The 22,913-nt window shown below is 33.5% G+C and carries 18 protein-coding genes and 1 other RNA gene; 18 read left to right on the plus strand and 1 reads right to left on the minus strand.

What is annotated here, in order from left to right:
* The first annotated feature begins 78 nt into the window (after positions 1-78).
* The 9 genes from nikB (at position 79) to LC076_RS14650 (ending at position 9,067) form a co-directional block, all read left to right on the plus strand.
* On the plus strand, positions 79-1,029 hold the full coding sequence (gene nikB, locus LC076_RS14610) for a nickel ABC transporter permease (RefSeq protein WP_226669827.1): 951 nt from the start codon (positions 79-81) through the stop codon (positions 1,027-1,029).
* Complete coding sequence (nikC, locus tag LC076_RS14615; protein WP_226669828.1) at positions 1,029-1,880, plus strand: nickel transporter permease; 852 nt, start codon at positions 1,029-1,031, stop codon at positions 1,878-1,880. The genes nikB and nikC overlap by 1 nt, the downstream gene beginning before the upstream one ends.
* The gene (locus LC076_RS14620; protein WP_226669829.1) at positions 1,877-2,710 is read left to right on the plus strand and encodes an ABC transporter ATP-binding protein; all 834 of its coding nucleotides are present in this window, start codon (positions 1,877-1,879) and stop codon (positions 2,708-2,710) included. The genes nikC and LC076_RS14620 overlap by 4 nt, the downstream gene beginning before the upstream one ends.
* Positions 2,707-3,477, plus strand: coding sequence for an ABC transporter ATP-binding protein (locus LC076_RS14625; RefSeq protein WP_226669830.1), 771 nt, complete (start codon positions 2,707-2,709; stop codon positions 3,475-3,477). The genes LC076_RS14620 and LC076_RS14625 overlap by 4 nt, the downstream gene beginning before the upstream one ends.
* A 28-nt stretch (positions 3,478-3,505) precedes the next feature.
* Positions 3,506-4,000 (plus strand): GNAT family N-acetyltransferase, encoded by a 495-nt coding sequence (locus tag LC076_RS14630; protein WP_226669831.1) that lies wholly within the window; start codon positions 3,506-3,508, stop codon positions 3,998-4,000.
* A gap of 16 nt (positions 4,001-4,016) precedes the next feature.
* Positions 4,017-5,360 carry an MATE family efflux transporter gene (locus LC076_RS14635; protein WP_226669832.1) on the plus strand — a complete coding sequence of 448 codons (1,344 nt, stop codon included), beginning with the start codon at positions 4,017-4,019 and terminating at the stop codon, positions 5,358-5,360.
* Between the two features lie 155 nt (positions 5,361-5,515).
* A complete protein-coding gene (locus LC076_RS14640) occupies positions 5,516-6,394 on the plus strand; it encodes an SMP-30/gluconolactonase/LRE family protein (RefSeq protein ID WP_226669833.1) in 879 nt (292 codons plus the stop codon).
* A gap of 400 nt (positions 6,395-6,794) precedes the next feature.
* Positions 6,795-7,814 carry an ROK family transcriptional regulator gene (locus LC076_RS14645; protein ID WP_226669834.1) on the plus strand — a complete coding sequence of 340 codons (1,020 nt, stop codon included), beginning with the start codon at positions 6,795-6,797 and terminating at the stop codon, positions 7,812-7,814.
* A 29-nt stretch (positions 7,815-7,843) separates the two neighbouring features.
* Positions 7,844-9,067, plus strand: coding sequence for an MFS transporter (locus LC076_RS14650; RefSeq protein WP_226669835.1), 1,224 nt, complete (start codon positions 7,844-7,846; stop codon positions 9,065-9,067).
* Between the two features lie 178 nt (positions 9,068-9,245).
* Here the strand turns inward: LC076_RS14650 and LC076_RS14655 are convergent, their stop codons facing one another.
* Positions 9,246-9,695, minus strand: coding sequence for a hypothetical protein (locus tag LC076_RS14655; protein WP_226669836.1), 450 nt, complete (start codon positions 9,693-9,695; stop codon positions 9,246-9,248).
* 450 nt (positions 9,696-10,145) lie between these two features.
* Between LC076_RS14655 and LC076_RS14660 the strand changes: the two genes are divergently transcribed.
* The 9 genes from LC076_RS14660 (at position 10,146) to LC076_RS14705 (ending at position 22,384) form a co-directional block, all read left to right on the plus strand.
* Positions 10,146-10,346 (plus strand): cold-shock protein, encoded by a 201-nt coding sequence (locus LC076_RS14660; protein ID WP_060671790.1) that lies wholly within the window; start codon positions 10,146-10,148, stop codon positions 10,344-10,346.
* Positions 10,347-10,996: 650 nt separating this feature from the next.
* The gene (locus tag LC076_RS14665; protein WP_226669837.1) at positions 10,997-11,950 is read left to right on the plus strand and encodes a TRM11 family SAM-dependent methyltransferase; all 954 of its coding nucleotides are present in this window, start codon (positions 10,997-10,999) and stop codon (positions 11,948-11,950) included.
* A 396-nt stretch (positions 11,951-12,346) separates the two neighbouring features.
* A complete protein-coding gene (locus LC076_RS14670; RefSeq protein ID WP_226669838.1) occupies positions 12,347-12,493 on the plus strand; it encodes a lmo0937 family membrane protein in 147 nt (48 codons plus the stop codon).
* Between the two features lie 84 nt (positions 12,494-12,577).
* Positions 12,578-14,083 carry a cardiolipin synthase gene (gene cls / locus LC076_RS14675; protein ID WP_226669839.1) on the plus strand — a complete coding sequence of 502 codons (1,506 nt, stop codon included), beginning with the start codon at positions 12,578-12,580 and terminating at the stop codon, positions 14,081-14,083.
* Positions 14,084-14,267: 184 nt separating this feature from the next.
* Positions 14,268-14,533: signal recognition particle sRNA large type (gene ffs / locus LC076_RS14680), an RNA gene on the plus strand.
* A 168-nt stretch (positions 14,534-14,701) separates the two neighbouring features.
* Positions 14,702-14,980, plus strand: a complete 279-nt coding sequence (locus LC076_RS14685; protein ID WP_226669840.1) for a DnaA N-terminal domain-containing protein — start codon at positions 14,702-14,704, stop codon at positions 14,978-14,980.
* Positions 14,981-15,330: 350 nt separating this feature from the next.
* Positions 15,331-20,412 carry an OmpL47-type beta-barrel domain-containing protein gene (locus LC076_RS24390; protein ID WP_319005526.1) on the plus strand — a complete coding sequence of 1,694 codons (5,082 nt, stop codon included), beginning with the start codon at positions 15,331-15,333 and terminating at the stop codon, positions 20,410-20,412.
* A 322-nt stretch (positions 20,413-20,734) separates the two neighbouring features.
* Positions 20,735-21,904: a serine hydrolase domain-containing protein gene (locus LC076_RS14700; protein ID WP_226669841.1), complete on the plus strand. Its 1,170-nt coding sequence runs from the start codon at positions 20,735-20,737 to the stop codon at positions 21,902-21,904.
* Between the two features lie 102 nt (positions 21,905-22,006).
* Complete coding sequence (locus tag LC076_RS14705; protein ID WP_226669842.1) at positions 22,007-22,384, plus strand: hypothetical protein; 378 nt, start codon at positions 22,007-22,009, stop codon at positions 22,382-22,384.
* The last annotated feature ends 529 nt before the right edge of the window (positions 22,385-22,913 follow it).

The following is a 22,913-nucleotide window of genomic DNA, read 5'->3' on the forward strand; positions in this document are numbered from 1 at the left end:
CATTATTACATTACTTAATACATAGAAACAAAGACTGAGAAAACACCCTATAAAAATGAATGTTGGTAGGTGAAAATAATGCAAAGAGTATTGTCAATTATTGGATCTAGATTGATTCAATTAATCATTATGATTCTAGTGTTGTCTATTTTCACATTTTTATTGATGAAGATAACACCAGGAGATCCAATTCGATCGATTTTGAAAGTAGATGATGTTGCTACAACAAAAGTAGATGAGGAGAAATTAAGGAAAGAATATGGCTTTGATGAACCAATTTTCAAGCAATATAGTCAATGGCTTATCGATGTTGCACAATTAGATCTTGGGAAATCTGTTATTTCAAAAAAACCTGTTATAGAGATGATTATGGATCGTCTGCCAGCCACGATATCATTAGCTATAGGCGGTTTGATTGTCTTATTTTTCCTTTCCATACCGCTTGGAGTAATTGGTGCAGTTTATGAAGGTCGGTGGCCCGATTATATCAGCCGATTAATTGCATTGGTCGGTGCTTCGATCCCAAGCTTTTGGCTTGGCTTATTATTAATCTATTTTTTCTCTCTACAATTAAATCTTCTACCAGTCATGGGGAAAGGATCGATCGCACACTATATATTACCTTCAGTTACATTAGGCATAGCGATGGCTCCTATATACATACGTCTATTGCGAGAGCGACTTATCTCAACATTGCAAAGTCCATATATTGAAGCTGCAAAAGCAAGGGGATTATCAAAAGAAAGAGTGCTCCTTTTTCATGCATTAAGAGGAAGTCTTATTCCGTTAGTCACTATGTTTGGTTTAAGTATCGGCAGTCTTCTTGGTGGAATTATGGTGATTGAAACCCTTTTTTCATGGCCTGGGATGGGTGATTTAATTGTTCAAGCCGTTCTCCAACGAGATTATCCAGTTATACAAGGATATATTCTGATCATCGGTATTCTTGTGGTGATAACAAATTTACTTGTTGATTTACTTTATTTGCTTATAAATCCACAAATTAAGCAAGGAAAGGAGGTAGCATAATGGAAGCAGTTCTAAGTAAGAAAACATCTCGTTTATTTCGTCATCCTACGATGGTTATTGGACTATTTCTTTGTAGTATTATACTCATGACAATTTTTGTCGGGGGAATTATATCAACGCATGGTCCGTTTGAAATTGATATGGGAAATAGACTACAAAAATCATCATCTACTCATTGGTTCGGTACTGATCAATTAGGTAGAGATATTTTTGCTAGAATTGTGTATGGAGCAAAAATAACGGTTGGATTAGGGGGATTAGCTATTCTTTTATCCGTGTTCATTGGTGTTCCTATAGGCCTTTTATCAGGATTTATTGGTGGGAAAATTGATAGCATATTTATGAGAATTATTGATGGGATTCTTTCGTTTCCAGATGTGATTTTAGCTATTGCAATTGCGGGAATATTAGGACCTAACTTAACAAATATCATTATAGCAATTGTTTTGGTTAGATGGATTGTGTATGCACGTGTAGTCAGAGGCTTAGTTTTAGCTGAAAAAGAGAAAGAATATGTTCTAGTTTCTAAGGTATCATACTCTAGTGTATTTAAAACAATTCGAATGCATTTATTACCGCAGGTGATGCCTGATATTATTGTGATGGCTGCGATTGATATTGGTAAAGTAATACTGCTTATCTCAGCTTTATCTTATATTGGCCTTGGTGCACAACCACCTATACCGGAGTGGGGAGCTATGCTTAATGAGGGAAGAGCATATTTTCAAGTGATTCCTTCTCTTATGATCTACCCTGGACTTGCGATTATGTTAACCGTTTTAACCTTTAATCTATTAGGCGATGGGTTAAAAAATCATTTTGATATCCGGAAAGGGAGGGAATATTTGTGAGCGAGCATTTACTTTCGATACCGAATCTAACAATTATGGTAAAAGAACGTCAACAATCGACAACTTTACTTGAGTCTGTGAATTTACATATAAATAGTGGGGAAATTGTGGGACTTATCGGTGAGAGTGGAAGTGGTAAAAGTTTAACAGCAAAAGCAATTATGAATCTTCTACCGGGTAATATGCAATTGCAGCATAGTGAAATTTTGTTTAAAAATAAAGATCTTCTAACCCTGACACCCAAAAATCATCGGAAATTACTAGGAAAAAATATCGGTATGATCTTTCAAGATTATCGAAGTAGTTTTACACCATTTATTCGAATTGGTAAGCAAATGGTTGAAACGATTTGTGCTCATCTCCCTATCAAGAAAAAAGAAGCAAAGGTCATTGCAATGGAAGTTTTAGAAGAAATGGGGTTAGAGGCGGACCGTGCTTATCATAGCTATCCCTTTCAATTAAGTGGGGGACAGATACAAAGATGTGCAATTGCAATGGCTCTTGCACTAAAGCCAGATTTGCTCATTTGTGATGAAGTCACAACTGCACTTGATGTGATGAGTGGTGAAAAGGTTTTAGATTATCTAGATTTTGTTCGAAAGGAAACAGGTTGTGCGGTTATAATGATCACACACGACTTAGCTCAAGCGTATAAAAGAACAGATCGCATGTATGTGATGCATCAAGGAATTATCGTTGAAGAAGGTCTTCCAGAACAAATTCGCTGTCATCATAAACACCCTTACACCAAAAAGCTATGTTCTTGTTTACTATCACTTCCGCATGAGAATGAGTTAGTAGAACAAAGAGAAAGAGTTGTTATACTATGAGTTTATTAATTATTGATGAAGTATCCAAAAACTATGCCAATCGAGTAAAAGCACTAGAAAGAATATCCTTTCATGTAACAGAAGGTCAGTGTGTTGGAATTGTTGGTGAAAGTGGAAGTGGCAAAAGCACATTGGCTCAATTAATTTTAGGACTTGAACAATATAAAAACGGCAAAATTCTTCTTAATGGAGAACAAATTCCTCCAAAAAAAAGATCGCAAGTTCGTCAGTATCGTAAAAGTGTGCAAATGATTTTCCAGGATTCAACTAGTACATTAAATCCCAAATTACCAATATGGAAAAGTTTGATTGAGCCACTTGATAATTTTAAAGAAATTACTCCTTCTTATCTATCCGGTGATTTATCACGAAAAGAAATAGCTATGCTGCTTTTAGAGATGGTCGGACTAGAAAAGCAAATGGCGGATCGTTACCCTAGCGAATTAAGTGGAGGACAAAAGCAACGTGTTAGTATAGCAAGAGCGATAAGCATTGAACCATCACTACTTATATGTGATGAACCAACCGCAAGCCTTGATGTGACTGTACAAGTTCAAATTCTAGAGTTATTGAAGGAGCTTCAAAGAAAAACCAATATGTCAATTCTCTTTATCTCTCATGATATAAGAGCTGTAACATTTTTATGTGATAAAATGATCGTATTAAAAGGCGGATCAATTGTTGATGAATTTAGTCTTGAAGAACTTTATTCAAAAAAGCGTGATTCCTATACAAAAGCTCTTATTAAAGCTGCAGCAATTGATTAAGTAAGTAGAAAGAGAGGCTATTTCATCTATGGAAATTCAAACTGTGAAAAAAGTAGAAATCCATCAAGTTGGAGATTTTTTAGAAAAAACTATGAAGTCAGTTTTTCCTTATCCACTAAGTGAAGCTTCAAAAAAAGATATAACTGAAATGGACACATTATTTTTAGAAAAAGAAAAAGCAACGTTTTTAGCTGCCTTTAAAGACGGCAAAGTTGTTGGCACAATTGCTGTACGACCTTACGATGATCGATTTGCCACATTAAAAAATCGATATGAAATTCAAACAACTTGTGAGATAGTGAAATGCTATGTTGATCAAGACCTACGCAGAGAAGGTATCGGTTCAGCGCTTTTTTCACATATTGAACAATATTGTAAAGAAGCGGGTTATAAAACGATGTATTTACATACCCAAAAATTTTTTCCAGGTGGATTATCTTTTTGGCAGAAAAAAGAGTTTACAATAATCCTAGATGAACTCGATGCAATGGAAACAGTTCATTTAGAAAAAGTGATTTTATAATTAGAAGGAGATATAAATGAAGGGAGCAACCTCATCTTTAAACATCAGTAACAAACCTTCTTTACACCAAAAAGAATACCTGCATTTAGCAATACCACTTATTATATCTGGAATTTCTACTCCGATCCTTGGCGCTGTTGATACAGCAGTAGTTGGGAGAATACCAGATCCAGCTTCAATTGGTGGAGTGGCAATTGGAGCGCTTATTTTTAATACAATGTATTGGCTACTAGGATTTCTTCGTGTAAGTACTAGCGGTTTTACTTCACAAGCTCAAGGATCAAATAACGATAAAGAAACCATATTATCCTTATTAAGACCAATGATTATTGCGATCATTGTTGGCATGATTTTTATTATTTTACAATACCCTATTCTACAGATTTCATTAAAGGTTATAGGTGCTAGTGAATCAGTAACAAGCTATGCAGCAACCTATTTCAAGGTTCGGATATGGGGAGCACCGTTTATTCTTCTTAGTTATGTGATGATTGGTTGGCTAATGGGCTTAGGTAAAGTTAAGCTTTCTTTAGCCATGCAAATTGTCATGAATTTACTCAATATTATCTTAGATCTTGTGTTTGTTTTAGGTTTTAATATGGGGGTTTCAGGTGTTGCTTATGCTACACTTATTGCAGAAATAAGTGCGATTATGTTCGGAGCATACCTTATTTTTAAGGTAAATAAAGTTCGATTATCTCAAATAAAGCTTAGCATGTTACTTGAATCAGAACCACTTTTAAAAATGTTACATGTAAATCGAGATTTATTTCTACGAACAGTTTGTTTATTAACAATGACAGGAATTTTCACTTCAAAAGGTGCAAGCATGGGAGAAGTCACTTTAGCAGCAAATGCAATTATTCTTCAAATTCATTATATTATGGCTTATCTTTTTGGTGGATTTGCAAATGCGTCAAGTATCCTTGTTGGTCGATCCATTGGTGGAAATAATCAATTCCTCTATAAAAGGGCTTTTTTCTTATCAGGTCAATGGGGATTTATTGCCGCAATCGGATTATCTCTAGTCATCATTTTCTTTGGTGACATCGTTATCTCTCTTTTCACTATTATTCCAGATGTAAGAGAAACGGCAAGTGAACTACTTGTTTGGATGATCATCTTTCCATTTGTTGGATTTTGGGGATTGCAATTGGAAGGAATATTTTCCGGTGCAACAGAAGCAAAATCAATAAGAAATTCCATTGTTTTTGCATTACTTGTGTTCCTGATCGCAATTTGGCTACTAGCACCATATCAAAATACAGGGCTTTGGCTAGCTTTTGTAATATTTAGTGCTTCAAGATCATTCTTTTTATCTCTTTTCATTCCTAATCTGACAAGAAGTAGATTTAGATGATGATATCATGAACCATCTAAAAACATGTTTAATTTTCTTCTAGGAAACCGAAAAAACATTTTAAACCATTTTCACTCTTTTATATACTATAATATTAGTATGTAAATTGTTGTATATTAAGAGAATCGATTGAATAGGAAGATAGGTGAGTTTAGTTGACGATAGAATTAGTTATTGATAGTAAATCTACTTTAGGTGAAGGTCCTAGTTGGGATGAAAAAGAAAAAGTTTTATATTGGGTAGATATTTTACAAAAGAAATTTTATCAGTACAATCCGATCTCTAAAGAAAACAAAGAAGTAGTTGTTGAACAATTAGTTGGGGCAATAGCACCAAAAAAAGACGGTGGAATTATTTTGGCCTTACAAAATGGGTTATATAGCTATGACTTTCAACAAAACATGTTAAAAGAAATACATAACCCTGAAGCACATTTACCGGATAATCGTTTTAATGATGGAAAGTGTGATCCTGCAGGACGTTTTTGGGTTGGAACGATGGATATTGATGCAAAAAAGGGTGCGGGATCTTTATATCTTTTAGATCAGAAATATAGAATATCAAAAAAATTAGAAAATTTAACGATTTCAAATGGAATCACTTGGTCTCCAGATAATAGGTTCATGTACTTTATTGATACACCAACTAGACAAGTAGTTAGATATGATTATGATCTTCTTTCTGGTGAAATTAAAGATCCAAAAGTGGTCATCACCCTAAAAGAGGGAACAGGTGATCCGGACGGTATGACAATTGATCAAGATGGAATGCTTTGGGTTGCTCAATGGGGTGGTTATGGTATATCAAGATGGGATCCTAATCAAGGAAAACAAATTGATTTTATTAATGTTCCAGCTGCAAATGTAACATCTTGTTCATTTGGTGGAGAAAAGCTTAATGATCTTTACATCACAACAGCGAGAATTGGTACAAGTGAGGAAGATCTTGAAAAATATCCACATGCTGGTGGTTTATTTAAATTAAAAACCAATATTAATGGCGGAGCAACATATCAATTTAATGGTGAAGAATGATTGATTACTACATAGAAGAATCATGAAACATTCCAACTCCTGGATATTTCAACAATTATAAAAGAGGATAGAACAATAGTATGTAAGCTTAGGATAGACCCGACTTATTAGATGATGTTTTCATTAAACATTTTCCTAATTATTCGGGTCTTTATTTGTTGTCTTCAATCGATTTAAAATCAATAAAATCTGGATAAGGCTGGAACATAACTTAGTGAGAAACAAAAATTCCGATAAAACTTATAGCTTAGCGGAATATATTTCAGGAGCGTTGTAACTACACCTATAACAATTGTTCGATAGCTATTTTGTGAAAATACTTTTGTCACACCCTGTTCTTGTGTTACATTTTTAATAACTTATTAAAGTGATTTAATAAGTTGAGAAAGTGGTGAATCATATGAAAGAAAACCGAAATTTTCCAAAAAATAATATTAATCGTGAAATTCGTTCATCTCTTATAGATTTAGGTAGTGCAACAAAGGTTGAACTTAGTGAACGATTAGAAATTAGTTTCCCTACAATAAATAAGTTTCTAAAGAAAATGGAAAGCAATGGTGAAATAATGCTAGTAGGTCTTGATGATTCTAGTGGTGGAAGAAGAGCGAATAGATATGCATATCGAGCTGATTATATGTTAGGTCTCGCTATTTTTTTAGAAAGTAATGAAACAAATTATGTTGTGTTTAACTGTTTTGGAGAAGTAAAGGATCAAGGGAAAATTCAAAGTGTATTAAAAGATAAAGATGTATTACGTTTATTACTAGAGATTATTGAAGATAAAGTAGCGAAGTATCCTAATTTACGATCTATTGCCATTGGAGTTCCAGGTGCAGTGGAAAACGGCCGAATCTTTTATATACCAGGTTATGAACATCTTCAGAATTTTGATTTAAAGAAACACCTTGAAGAACATTTTGAGATTACAGTTGTGATTGAGAATGATATGAATGCTGCTGTTCTTGGATACCACTATAAAATGAATATCAAAAACAATCAATCTCTTATTTATTTATATTCTGGACAAAACGGACCAGGTGCTGGAATCATGGTGAATGGAGATGTTGTAAGAGGAAGTACCTTTTTTTCAGGAGAAGTTTCGTTCATTCCACAATATAATGATCAAAATTTCTTAACTGCTTTAGGTAATGATTTTAAGAAAAAGAGTTTCAATGAACATAATGAAATCGACGCTGTCAGCAGGTTGGTTGCTGCTTTTGTCGCGATCATTAATCCTCATACTTTTATTTTTTGTCATGATGAAGCAACTCTTGATATTATCGAACGTATTGCTAAAAAAAGTTCGACGTATATCCCAGCAGAGCACCTTCCACAACTTACTGTAAGTGATTGGAAACAAGATTACTTATATGGTTTGCAACATCTTTGTTTAGAACAAATGATCTCAACGACAGAATAAATATAACATAAACATAAAGGGGAAAAGTAGTGGCTACTTTATTATTAATTATCATCTATATAGCTTTTATAAGTTTGGGGTTACCTGATTCATTGTTAGGCGTAGCATGGCCTGTTATGCAACCAGAGTTTAACGCACCGTTAGAAACAGCTGGTTACCTTTTTATGACGATTGCATCTGGTACCATAATTTCTAGTTTAGCTAGTGGAGCTTTACTTAAAAAATTTGGAACGGGAATTGTAACATCCATCAGTTGTTTAATGACTGCTGTGGCTTTATTAGGTTTTAATTTTGCTCCATCAGTTATATGGCTTATAATCTGTGCAATTCCACTTGGATTAGGAGCAGGTGCTATAGATACTGGATTAAACAATTATGTTGCTCTCCATTATAAGGCACATCATATGAGTTGGTTACATTGTTTTTGGGGAGTTGGAGCAACTCTTGGTCCTATAATTATGTCTCGTTATATTTCTGGAGGAAACTCTTGGGGAAACGGATATGTTACGATTGCTGCCATTCAGTTTATTTTAGTGATTGTCCTTTTCCTTGCTATGCCATTATGGAATAAAGTTGAAAAAAACAATAGCAAAATGACTTTGGAACATCAAGAATCTAATCATTCTTTGGATGAAACAAATACTACTAAACAGAAACCATTAAAAATCAAAGGAGTTAAACTAGCTCTTCTATCATTCATGTTTTACTGTGGTGCAGAAGCAGGAATTGGTCTTTGGGGAAGCACCTTTTTAGTAAATAGTAAGGACGTACAAATTGATGTAGCAGCACAATGGGTTTCACTTTATTATGCAGGAATAACAGTTGGACGTTTGATAACAGGATTTATTACATTAAAAATCAGCAGTCGAATGCTAATTCGAATCGGTCAAATAATTGCTTTATCTGGTAGTGTACTTTTAGTTCTTCCTTTTCCAGTCAGTTTTTCCCTTTTAGGTTTTATTATGATTGGCTTGGGATTAGCACCGATTTTTCCGTGTATGATCCATGAAACACCTATAAGGTTTGGTAAAGAAAATTCACAAACGATTATTGGATATCAAATGGCATTTGCATATGTTGGTAGTACGTTTTTACCACCTCTTCTTGGATTTATGGCAGCCCACCTAACAATAGGAATCTTCCCGTTTGTTATCGTTGGATTTATCGCAACAATGCTTGTGAGTTCAGAAAACTTAAATAAACTTTTGAAGGGTAACAACTTAGTCCAATCAAAAAATGAAACATCTAGTTAAAAATGCGTTTTCCATTAAAAATAGTTAACTAATCATCACGTTATAAATGAAAAAGCTGTGAGTTTACAGCTTTTTCATACCTCATTAAATCTATAATTACTTATGTCCCAACCTCTTCTTTTCTTTTTGTAAAATAAAGGTAATTTAAATAGATACATAATCAACCTGATTTATTTCTCTAATTATTTGGTTTAAATATATTTTTTGATACTTGATTTAGCTTAATTAAAAATCGATTAAAACCAAAACCAACAAAAAATGCTAAGCTAATTTGGCCAAAAGGAGCCTGCTTAAAATCAGAAAATTCTATAAGAAAAAGCCCACTTTGAATTAACGTAACTGCAACGACTGCGGTACCAGTAGCAAAGATAGGGTAAAAAATGTACATCATCCATTCTCGATAATCATGTAGTTCATTCTTCATATAATGTGAGCAAAACATATAAAGGTGACGAAGAGATCCACCAATTGCTCCTGCAAAAAAATAATACAAAAACATTTCTAATTTATAAATGAAGGGGAAAGTAGATTCAAATGCTCTTACCCATAATGCACCTACAGCTACAAAACTACCAAAGAATAACAATGATAAATATGTTAAAATCAATCCTTTTAACCATCGATTCAAAGGATCACCTCATTATAATTTCAAGTTAAATTATCTTATGAGAAAAATATTTCTATCGTGAAGAGTAAAAAATATTAATAATGAAAAACTGTTTAATCTTTTATAATTCCTTATAGAGAAAGGGTGCAAGATAAAAATGACTTGAGGTATTTTATAGGTATTGATAAGACCGCTCAAGCTGGGATAGAAGGAGATTAAGAACCTCTACAGAAATTTTTATGTTCTAAGTAAACTGGAATAAAGAATAAAAACACTGTAAAAATAGATAGTTTTAAAATTATTTTCAATATAAGTTTGCAATTTCCAAATTTATCTGTTATTCTAAGGAAGAATTATTTTTGTTCGGTATGTGAGGAAAGAATAAGTTTTTAAGCTTTTCGCCTTTGATATCTAATTGAGCAACTATAGTAATATAACGTGGTTAATAGCCACAATTAGGAGGAAACAAACATGCAAGAAGGTACAGTAAAATGGTTTAACGCAGAAAAAGGTTTCGGTTTCATCGAAATCGAAGGTGGAGAAGATGTATTCGTACATTTCTCAGCTATCCAAGGCGAAGGATTTAAATCTTTAGACGAAGGTCAAAAAGTAACGTTTGACACTGAGCAAGGTCAACGTGGACTTCAAGCTACTAACGTTAACAAAGCATAATTATTAAAGGACTCTATATTAGAGTCCTTTTTTTGCGTTTAAAATACAAAAGTATTAGTTTACATAATATTATTATGAATAACTATAATAATAGAGGAAAAAGGAATGGTTGGAGGGAGATTCATGTTGAAAAACTTTATGGAAGGCTCTTTTCTAAATGATTGTTGCTATGTAACCAAAATTCTGAGAAAAAAACAGAGTTTTTCCTCTATAAGGGTACTATTTTATGAAGAAAAGATACCACTAGACTTAATACATCTTAAAAAATCCTAAGAGAATATTCTCCGTTTATGGCTAAGGTTGTATTAAAAGGTTGTATTAAAAGGTAATAAACCTAGAAATAAAATAGAGACCGATCAATAAATGTCTGTTCTTTTGGTAAAGTTCAGACAATTTAATTTGATCAGTCTCGGAGATAACATGATACAAGTGTTAAAATGGTTACATAAAGCATACCACACTATTGTTAAAACTCCTAAACAAAATTTAAAATAAACTATTTTTGTAAAATTTTGTTTCGAAATTCATTCATAGAATGCTATTAAATGCATTTTTCCTTACAGATTCTTCATTTAGCAATTGCTTTTCTAGTTTATTATCGATATTGTTTTTAAATAGGAACAAATTGACGTAAAAGGAATGGTTGTAAATTGAACAATAATAGCCCGAAGCCAGAATTTATATACACTTATGCATATAGTAAAGATGAGCACTCTTTATGTTATATGGAGATGAGATCAATTTTTGGAGTAGAGTCTGAGTGCAATATTATAAAAAGCTCAACAAAAATTGACCCAAGTAGAAGTCCTTTTATTAAAGAGAGGATTGAAGTGATATATGAAGGTGACGGCATTGCAGATATAATAGATCAAGTTAGACAATTAGACTTAAAAAATTCAACTTTTAAGATTATTTTATCGAAAATTAATGATTTAAAGAATTCAAAGAAAATCGGACATGAAGAAAGACGGAAAATTGCACGAGATATTGGTCTAGTGGTTGAAGCGGATGCTAATTTTCAAAATCCAGATTATACGTTCGGAGTGATTACCCTGGGTGGGCGTTGGTATTTTGGAAAATATAAAAAAAGTGAGGCGATATGGCTCCGTCACTTGAATAAACCTCGAGAATATTCAACTGCACTTAGCACTCGAGTGGCAAGGTCAATTGTTAATATAGCCGTTCCAAACCCTGAAGGTGTAAAAGTAATCGATCCATGCTGTGGTATTGGTACGGTCTTAGTCGAGGCACGATCAATGGGAGTTAATATTGTTGGACGAGATATTAATCCTTCTGTTGTTTATGGAGCAATTGAAAATATCGCTTACTTTGACTTAGACGGAGAGGTAACTACAGGTCCTATATCAGAGATAACAGATAGCTATGATGTTGCGATTATTGATATGCCTTATAACCTTTTTACTCATAGTACACCAGAAGATCAATTATCGATTTTAAAGGATGCTCGTCGCATTGCAAAAAAAGTCGTTGTTATTTCTATTGATACCATCGATCATATGATTAAAGAAGCTGAGTTAATGATCCTAGATCGCTGTGTAGCAAAAAAAGGAATGTTTATAAGAGAAGTTCTAGTTTGTGAATAATGCTTACTAATTCTTATGTTTTCTTCTAAGAGATTTTTGCTGAAAATTCTATTTTTAAGTCTTTTTAATACGAGATTTAAAATACTACAGAGTGAAGATATTATGCAACTAATTCTAGTAAAAGGACTTTATTCATAATAATAGTTTACCATTTAGACCTGTTTGGGTCTTTTTTTTATTTCTTTTTCATTTCATTCAAAAGAACGATATGACTCTGTTAAACTTTGTTGTTCATTGTAGTTGTGTATGCCAGTTTTCACAAAGTCTATCAGGAAGAACAGTGCGTCTTTTATTAAAATGTACATTACTTCAAGAGCTACGAGTTTATTTCTTAAGAATCAGGGGTATCTACCTATTATTACAATCTATTAATAGAATACTCAAGGAGGAATTTAAATGCTTTGGACAATTATTTTAGTTTTATTAGCACTATGGTTAATAGGAGCTATAGTGGGCTTCTTAGGAAACATTATACATATCCTTTTAGCGGTCGCTTTAATATTAGTGATCATACGACTTGTTCAAGGAAAGAAAGTTCTTTAGTGAACGTAGTGAAAGAAAGTGAAAAAGCACCGAGAACAAAGGTGCTTTTTCTTTAAATGTTATTAAAGAATTGAGGAATGAAAGATGAAGAACACTCGTCAAATTATCTTATTGATTATACTTACCATCACATTTTACATTGCTGTTTTTTCAGGTTTTTCAGGTTATATAAAGAGTTTATCAATTTTCATTTATTTGATAACCCTTGTTTCAATTATCTATGTGATGATGTTAGAAAATCGCTCTCCACATAAATCTCTTCTATGGATCTATGCACTCGTTTTTTTTCCGATCATCGGTTATATTTACTTTATTTTCTCTGGACAGTTAGAAGTAAAAGGTCATCTTTTTCGAAACAAACGCAAACATGATAAAGAATTGTTAGAAAACAAAACAACTTTTAAACAATCAACGAATTTTGAAAAACTTTCAGACACACAACAGAGTCTTACTAAGTTGATTGAAAGATATAGTGATAATCAAGTGAGTTTTCATACAAAAACATCGATTCTAAAAAATGGTGATGAAACATTCTCCTCAATAAAACAATCGATTAAAGAGGCAGAACATTATATTCACTTAGAATATTACACATTTAGATCTGATGTAATCGGTCAAGAAATGATTGAATTGTTAAGTGAAAAATCTAAAAGTGGTATTGAGGTTCGGTTCATATTTGATGCTGTTGGGAGCATGTCTCTTTCAAAAAAGGCAATCAAACAAATGAGGGAAGCAGGCATTGAAGTTCATTGCTTTTTACCTGTTAAACAGGGATTTTATAATCAAAAAATAAACTTTAGAAATCATCGGAAAATTATCGTTGTTGATGGGAAAGTAGGATTTGTGGGTGGATTAAATATTGGTGATGAATATTTAGGTAAAGATGCTAGATATGGTTTTTGGAGAGATACTCACCTTAAAATAGAAGGAGAAGCCATTATCACACTACAAGAAATCTTTCTATTGGATTGGGCTTACCTCACAGGTGAAAAACTGTTGAATGAGAAGTATTTTAATGTTGACTTGGTTGAAAGTGATGGAGGCGGTACACAAATTATCTCCAGTGGACCAGATTCATCTGTTCAAGGAATAATGAGTGATATTTATTACGAATTATTGGCATCAGCAAAAAAATCAATTTATATCGCGACACCTTATTTTGTACCAAATAAAGCAATTCGTACTGTGTTATCGATGGCTGCTAAAAAAGGAGTTGAAATAAAAATTATTGTTCCGGAGAAAAATGATGGTTTTCTTACTCAATATGCAACAAGATCATACTTTCCAGAAATGCTTGCGGATGATATAGATGTATATATGTATCAAAAGGGATTTCTACATGAAAAAGTAATCATCATCGATAATAAATTTGCATCTGTTGGAACAGCAAATGTTGACTTAAGAAGTCTTCATTTAAATTTTGAAGTAAACGCTCTTCTATTTGAAACCGAAAGCATAAAAGACCTTGTAAAACACTATCAACAAGACATAAAAGATAGCATAAAAATCAACAACTCAACCTATAAAAACCGGGGACTGATACTAAGAACAAAAGAATCCTTTGCAAGACTCTTTTCCCCAGTATTGTAAATGGTGACTGTCACGCCCCGGGTTTTGTCGAATTATATTGGTTAAGTATATTAAAGTGATAGGTTACCACTTGTGACATTATTTTCTTGTTCTTTTACCTTCATATCTATGATAAAGTATATTTATACGAGAGACGTACTATCTTCGTTTCTATCATTTAAATAAGAAATGAACATTATACATACCGTGCTAGACGGGGAGATGGCGGTGCCCTGTAACCTGCAATCCGCCTTAGCGGGGTTGAATTCCTTTCTAGCGGTACGGTTTATGTAAGGTTAGACTTATGCAAGCGGTGATGACCATCAGGGTCTTCGCAACAGAACTCTATGAACTTGGTCAGGCCTGGAAGGGAGCAGCCATAAGTAGAATCTTCTGTGTGCCGAGGGTAGCCCTGATTGAGCTGGCTATATGAGTAGCACTTATGTAATCGTATCAAAGAAAGGTGCACGGTTTATTATTTTAATATGATATTTAATAAACTCTCTTATAAATAAGAGGGTTTTATTTTTGTTTAATACTTCATGGAAAAACATATAAATAAATACAAAAACTAGTAGGTTACTATATGATAAAATGGTAAAATAATGTAGAGATTAGATTTTTAAAGGAGGAAATTTAGTGCACAATACACTTCAAGACGATATATTCGAAGCTATTAAATCAGAAATCAGTCCTAAAGCATTTAAAACTTGGTTTAGTGGAGCAAACATAGCCTTAAACGAAGAAAAATCAATAATAGTTACTGCTGAAAATGAATTTGCATCAGATTGGATTAAGCAGCATTATTCATCTTTAATAAAAACTACAGCTGAAAAGATACTAAACAAAGAAGTTGAAGTGAAGATTATTTCTAAAAATGATGAAGAAGTCTCTAATACAATAAGCTCTTTGTTATAAGTATCTAAAACGAAGTTTCTATTTGAAACTTTGTTTTTTTCTCCTAAGAGGACTTCAACCAGTTTCTCTCACACCTCCTAATTTAATATATCCTAATACAAAAGTATTAAATTCCAACTCATCTTTAATTATTACTCGATCTATTTACCTAATGTAAAACTAGTTATAAAGAATCAATTATACCCAGTCTCTGTTTTTTAAACATTAACCTCTGTTTTCTGTATATGAAAGCCATAGACAAATAGAATAGTATAAAAATGTAAGCGTTTACTACTACTGTTTATGGAGGTGCTTTTAAGAAAGTTTCTTTAACCGTTTTAAAAACCAAATCAAGAAAGGGAGTAAACTTATTGAAAACAAAGGGGAAGAAAAACTGGAGAAAGTTCTTTGCAACTTCACTTAGTCTAGTTGTTCTACTAGCTTCAGCACCAGTTAGTCCAAATCAAGCTTCAGCAGCCGAAGAGTTGGTTGTGAAGAAATTTGATTTTGGTACAAATGATAGTGCAGTAATGGATGGCTTTACAAAGGTAACAAATGATAGCGAATATTCAGCTGAACAGACATTTGGTTTTGCAGATGTTACGAAGGTTACAGCAACTGATCGTAGTACAGCTGATGCATTAAAATCTGATTTTACAACGACAACTGAAACTTCTTTTAACGTGGATCTTCCTAATGGAGATTATTCGGTAACAGTTGTTGCTGGAGATGAAACAGAAGGTACAGCGATAGGGGTAAAAGCTGAAACAATTCAAAAAGTACAAGATACAACGATGAATAAGGGAGAATTTATTGAACGATCTTTTGATATAGCTCTTATTGATGGACAACTTACACTGGAATTTACGGGTACATCACCAAAAATTAATGGACTAATTATCGAACAGCTTCCTGAAAGAACAGCAGGAGAAAAACCAACAGTCTTTATTGCAGGAGATTCTACTGTACAAACTTATGATGAATATTGGAAGCCTGAAGCTGGTTGGGGACAAATGATTCCTAGATTTTTCACTTCTGATATACTATTTGATAACCAATCAATAGGTGGTAGAAGCTCTAAATCATTTATCTTTGAAGGTAGACTTGATAATATTTTACGAGAAATTAAGCCAGATGACTTTTTTCTTATTCAATTTGGACATAATGACGCTACGATCAGTCGTCCAGAGCGTTATGCATCTGTTCCGGATTATAAAAACTATTTAAAAACATATATTAATGGTGCTCGTCAGCGTGGAGCAGAACCAATTTTAGTAACTCCTGTAGGCCGAAGAGATTTTAATGCAGATACCGGAAAATTTAATGTCAGCTTTCCTGAATATGTAAAGGGCATGAAAGAGGTTGCTGAAGAACTCGAAGTTCCTTTAGTAGATCTAAGTTCCTTAAGTGTCGCTTATTATGACACGATTGGACCAGAGGGAACACTTTCTGTCTTTTTACACACTGAACCTGGCATTTACACAGCGTTTCCTAATGGATCAAAAGATGATACACATTTCCAAGAATATGGAGCGATTCAAATTGCTCGATTATTATCTGGAGGAATAAAAGAATTAAATAAGGATTTATCTACTTATGTAGCTGACATTAAACCACCAGCTAATGTTCCTGCAAAACCAACTAGTGTTGTAGCAAGCAGTGTTAGTAATGCTGGAGCTACATTAACCTGGAATGAAGTTGAAGCAACTGATATTTACAAAGTGTATCGCAAGCTTTCAACTGAAACCGAATATGCTTTAATTGGTACATCAACGATACCTAGATTAAGCATAACAGGAATGGAAGAAGGCACTTCATATGATGTTGTTGTAACAGCTATTAATGGTAAAGGTGAATCAGAACAATCTGATGCAGTAAAAGTTGTAACAAAAAAAGCAACAACAAAATTTGATTTCGGCTTAGCTGGCAATCCTGTTGCTGAAGGATATACAGAAGTTAATTTATCAACAGTGTATTCTGCTGAAAGAGGCTATGGAATTGTCGACCCAACAGGAATGATTGGACGAGATCGCGGAACAGGTGGAGATCTTCTACGTGATTGGTTAGGATACTTTAATGTTGGTTGGAAATTTAATGCAGACGTCCCGAATGGACTATATGCTGTAAAAGTTTATGTTGGCGATTTCTTAGGAAGTGCACGTTCAACAGTGGCGATTGAAAACATCGACTATGGACAAATCTCTGCTCCAAGAAGCAATTATACATCAAAAGTAATACCACAAGTTTCTGTAAAAGATGGTCAAATGAACTTTGAATTTGGAGGCTCAACAGGAATAATAAATGGAGTAGAATTAACACCAATATTATTAGCTCCTTCTGAACTTAAAGTGGAGGAAAAAGTGATAAATGCAACAAACCCATCTTTAACTTTATCATGGAAAGCTGTAGATGATGCGGTAAAATATAATGTTTATCGTAAAATAGCTGGAGCAAATTCTAGTGAATTAATCGGAAGTTCAACAACAAATTCATTTACTGATAGTTCAGTTGATGTAGGAATGGATTATGAATATACAGCAACAACAATTGATTCGGTAAACGTAGAAACTGTACCTTCATTGCCTCTTGAAGTTACAATGATTGATGATTCAAAACCAATTCCAAATGCTCCTAAAAATCTTCAAGTCGGAAAAGTAAATAAAAACGATTTGACGATCAGCTGGGATAAGGTGGAGGATGCAATCACATACAATGTTTATCGCGCAAAAAAGAAAGATGGAGAATTTGAATTTATTGGTAAATCAAAAAAAACAAGTTATAAAGATGAAACAGTTTTAACGACAATTCCTTATTTTTATAAAGTAGCTGCTGTTAGTGCTGGCGGTGTATCAGAACTATCTTCAAGTGTTGAAACACCTGCGGTAACAGTGCTAAAAAAACAAATGGAAGATTTAGATCGTTCACCAGTATCAGTTAAAACAGAAGAAGGTATATTCGTAAGTTGGAGAATGCTAGGAACCGATCCTGAAAACATTAGTTTTAATGTGTATCGTGATGGAGTAAAAATTAATTCTAAACCAATTACAACGAGTACTAATTTTGTTGATAAAGATGGAACAGAGAACTCTGTTTATGAAATTCGTACAATTTTAGATGGAAAAGAACAAAAAAACCACGAAGATACAACCGTTTTAAGTGAAAACTATTTTGATATTCCTCTTCAAAAACCTGAAGATGGCAAAACACCCCTCGGAGATCCGTATTCGTATCGTGCAAATGATGCAAGTGTTGGAGATCTTGATGGTGATGGAGAATATGAGCTTGTTTTAAAATGGGATCCTACAAACTCAAAGGATAATTCCCAAGCAGGTTATACAGGAAATGTGTATATTGATGCTTATGAGCTTGACGGAACATTGAAATGGCGTATTGACTTAGGCAAGAACATACGTGCTGGAGCCCATTATACACAGTTTTTAGTGTATGATTTTGACGGTAACGGAGCAGCGGAAATCGCAATGAAAACAGCTGACGGTACGAAAGATGGACAAGGAAATGTTATTGGACGTGCTGATGCTGATCATCGAAATAGTTCAGGCTATGTATTACAAGGTGATGAATTTTTAACAATTTTCGAAGGAAAAACAGGAAAAGCTCTTGAAACAACAAGCTATGATCCTCCACGTGGTGATGTAGGTTCATGGGGAGATACTTACGGAAACCGTGTTGATCGTTTCCTAGCAGGTGTCGCTTATCTTGATGGTGAAAAACCTAGTATTATCATGGCTCGTGGTTATTACACTAGAACTGTGGTGGCTGCTTATAACTGGAGAGATGGGAAGCTTACGAAAGAGTGGACATTTGATTCTAGTAATGAAGGATATCGAGATTATGCAGGTCAAGGATATCACTCATTAAGTGTTGCAGATGTTGATAAAGATGGAAAAGACGAAGTTGTTTATGGTGCAATGACAATAGACGATGATGGAACAGGTTTGTATAATACAAAATTAGGTCATGGTGATGCTCTTCATGTAAGTGATTTAGTACCTGATCGACCTGGACTTGAAGTGTTTGCTGTACAAGAAAATAAAAATGCAGAATTTGGTTATGATCTTCGTGATGCTGAAACTGGTGAAGTATTATGGGGTCAAAAAACTGGCGAAGACACAGGTCGTGGTTTAGCAGCAGATATTGACCCTAGACATAATGGTGCTGAAGCTTGGGCAATCTCTGGTGGTTGGAACAGTAGAGTTGGCGGTTTACACACAGCAAAAGGAGAAAAAATCTCAGAATCAATTCCATCTTCAAATTTTGCTATCTGGTGGGATGGAGATCTTCTTCGTGAACTAGCAGACCATAATTTTGATCAAGAAAAAGGTGCTGGTGTTGGCACAATTGACAAATGGGACTATGAAAATGGCAAGCTTGTAAACATATTAACTGCTGAAGGTACTCTATCAAATAACTCAACAAAAGGTACGCCAGTACTACAAGCAGATCTTTTCGGAGATTGGCGTGAAGAAATTATTTGGAGAACAGAGGATAGCAGTGCATTAAGAGTATACATCCCAACAGCAGAAACTGATCATCGAATCTTTACTTTAATGCATGATCCACAATACAGAGTAGCGATCGCATGGCAAAATGTTGGTTATAATCAACCACCACATCCAAGCTTCTTTATTGGTGAAGGTATGGAAAATCCACCAACACCTAATATTGATATCGTGAAAATTAAAAGACCTGATAAAACAGCACCAGTCACAAAACATGAAATCGAAGCTACAACAAATAATGGCTGGTATCGTGAACAAGTCACAGTGAAATTTTCTTCAGAAGATGATGATTCTGGAGTTGAAACAACACACTTTATTTTAGATGAAGAAAAAGAACAACAAGGCAATTCGGTAAGTATTATAGAAGATGGAAAACATATTTTATCTTATTGGAGTGTTGATAAAGCTGGAAATAAAGAAGAGAAAAAATCAGTAGAGATTAATATTGATCAAACAGCTCCTACGATTACGTTTTCAGTAGAAGATCAAACTGAATTTGCAGTAGATCAAGAAATAAATGTCACATGTATAGCTAAAGATGCACTATCAGGTATTGACAGCTCAACATGTAAAGATGTGAAATCTCCAGCGTATCAATTAGGAGTAGGACCACAAACTATTGAAGCAAATGCTACAGATTTAGCAGGAAATCAAACAAATTCATCAATTACGATTGTCATCAAAGTAGATTATGATAGTTTAGGCCGCTTAACAGAGCAATTTTTAGCAGAAAGTGACAATAAGAACAAAAATTCGAAACCATATCTTAGCAAACTTCAAGCAGCAGAAAAATCTCATGCTAAAGGAAATATGAAAGCAAGAGATGGACAAATCGGTGCTTACATGAACCAAGTTAAAGCTAAAGCTGGTAAGGATTTTACAACAGAGCAATCCGAAATATTGATTAATCTTGCTTCAATTTTAAAGAAGTAAAAAAAGACTAGTTCAAGCATCAGCATGATATCTTCATGCTGATGCTTATTTGTTGGATTCAACAAAATTTAAAATAAAGGAAAAAGGATGGAAGTAATCGAAATAATATATTATACAAAAGGCTCTTTTCTGAAAGATTAGTGTTATTTGACGTCATGATCTGTAGTAATCACTATTTTTTTGCATAAAAGTTATGATTTATAGAAGAAAAGATACCACTAAACGTTATAGAAGTTTGTAACCATTAAGATTCTAAAAACGACAAAGTTTACGTTAACATCCATACGGAAGAATGAAAATTGTAGATGAGAGGAAGATTATTTTGAATGTATTACATAATCGATTACACGCTTTACTAAAAAGCTTTGTAGAAAAAGGTCCAGTTGGCTGTTCTATGCAAGTTATGCATAATAATGAAACTGTTTTCAAAGATTTTATAGGTTTTTCTGATAAAGAAACAAAAACGTTGATGAATGAAGATACGATTTTTCGTATTTATTCTATGACAAAAGTTGTTACTTGTGTGGCTGCACTAATGTTATATGAACGCGGATTATTTCTTCTAAATGATCAACTTAGTGACTATTTACCAGAATTTAAAAACTCAAAAGTTTACGAAAAAGATGAAGATGGCGAGATAAAGATTGTCAAAGCTTCTCGTGCTATTTTAGTAAAAGATTTATTTAGTATGACCTCTGGAATTACTTATGGCGGTAATGAAAATGAAACACAAATTCAGGTTGTTAAAGAATTCGAGAAATTAGTGAAAAATCGTGAATCATTAACAAACCAACGTTTATCACAAATTCTTGCTAGTATTCCGCTTGCCTTCCACCCTGGAGATCAGTGGAATTATGGTTTAAGTCATGATGTTTTAGGAGCATTAATTGAAGTGATATCTGGGAAAAAACTAGGTGAGTTTTTTCAAGAAGAAATTTTCAAGCCTCTTTGTATGACAGACACATTTTTTAGAATTCCGGATGAAAAACTTCATAGATTAGCTTCTTTATACAACCGAGAAGAAGATGGTAAGTTAATTAAAAATGAGAGCGAAGAAATGGATATGCAATTTCACATTTTTCCTGAGTACGAATCAGGGGGGGCAGGTCTTTTATCAACACTAGGGGATTACAGTATTTTTGCCCATATGCTTGCTAATGGTGGCGAATATAACGGCAAAAGAATCATTGGTAAAAATACAATAAAACTGATGACTTCAAATCATCTAACAAAACAACAAAGTACATATTATAACTGGGATTATCTTAAAGGATATGGCTATGGATTAGGTGTTCGAACACTAACAGATCAAGCAGAGGGTGGAATCAATAGTTCAATTGGTGAATTTGGTTGGTCAGGTTTAGCAGGAACATGGGTGTTAATTGATCCAAAGGAAAATATATCTGCCGTATATATGCAGCAAATGCTACCTAATTTTGAAGCATTTCATCAGCCGCGGTTACGTTCAGTTATTTACGGGGCGTTAAAGTGAATTCGTTTTGTTAAAAGTGAATAGATATATATTTTTATGGTTTTAAATGTAGGCTATTGCTAGAACAAACAGAAATCTTCAGCTTAAATGAGGAGGGAAGAAGTGAAACACTTTTTATTATTTCTTATGTGTGTTTTAATGACATTTTCTTTATTTGGATGTAGTTCACAAAGAAATCATTCCTTCTCAACCGCTACTTTAGAAGAGAAATCTTGGGCATATGAGTTCGTGATCGTGAATAACACTACATACGAAGTGACAAATAAAAAAGTTGATGAAGCTTCAAAGGGAGATAAAATTGGGGAAGTTAAAAGAAATATTGTTGATTATGATGTAAACGAAAATTTAACAGAAATGGATTTTGATAGTAATTCATTAAATATAGGTACTCAACTTTATTACTTTATAGAAGATGAGGCCAGGATCTTATTTGAAAAAGAAGGAGAGTTTTTTGTAGCGGTGAAAAGGTATCACAATTAGGTTTAATTATCCCAATGACTCATTCAAATACCTTTTCAAGTACAAACTTATGAAACTTGGTATTGAGGCTCACACTTTCATTTAGAAGGTATGAGCCCTTGTTTTGTAAAAGCTAATTTCGTAAACTTTGTGTTTTTATAATCCTTATGAAAACTTATCAGTATACATTTCATCGGTATGAAGAACTTAAGGGGTAATCTTTTGATCTGTTAAGGGAGGCATTTTTTATATTTCATTTTTTTCAATAACAATAAGGTCTTTTCAAAAAGATCGATGCTAATGAATACCTATTAACAAAAAAAGAATATAAAAGTAAACACCTTCATACAACTCCAAATTCTATCTTTCTAACAATATTTGAAACTATTTCCAAAGAACAACGTATATATTATAGATTAGAATGATAAATAGGTAGTGTCAAAAGTTCTATGAAAACTACCTAGAAGTTTAAGCTCTCTGCCAGTTATTAGGTGGAAAGGCTGCGCAATCGCTCTTGACAAACACACCAATGGTTTATTGGTAAGTTAAC

Source organism: Metabacillus litoralis (genome assembly GCF_020524045.1).
GTDB lineage: Bacteria > Bacillota > Bacilli > Bacillales > Bacillaceae > Metabacillus > Metabacillus litoralis_C.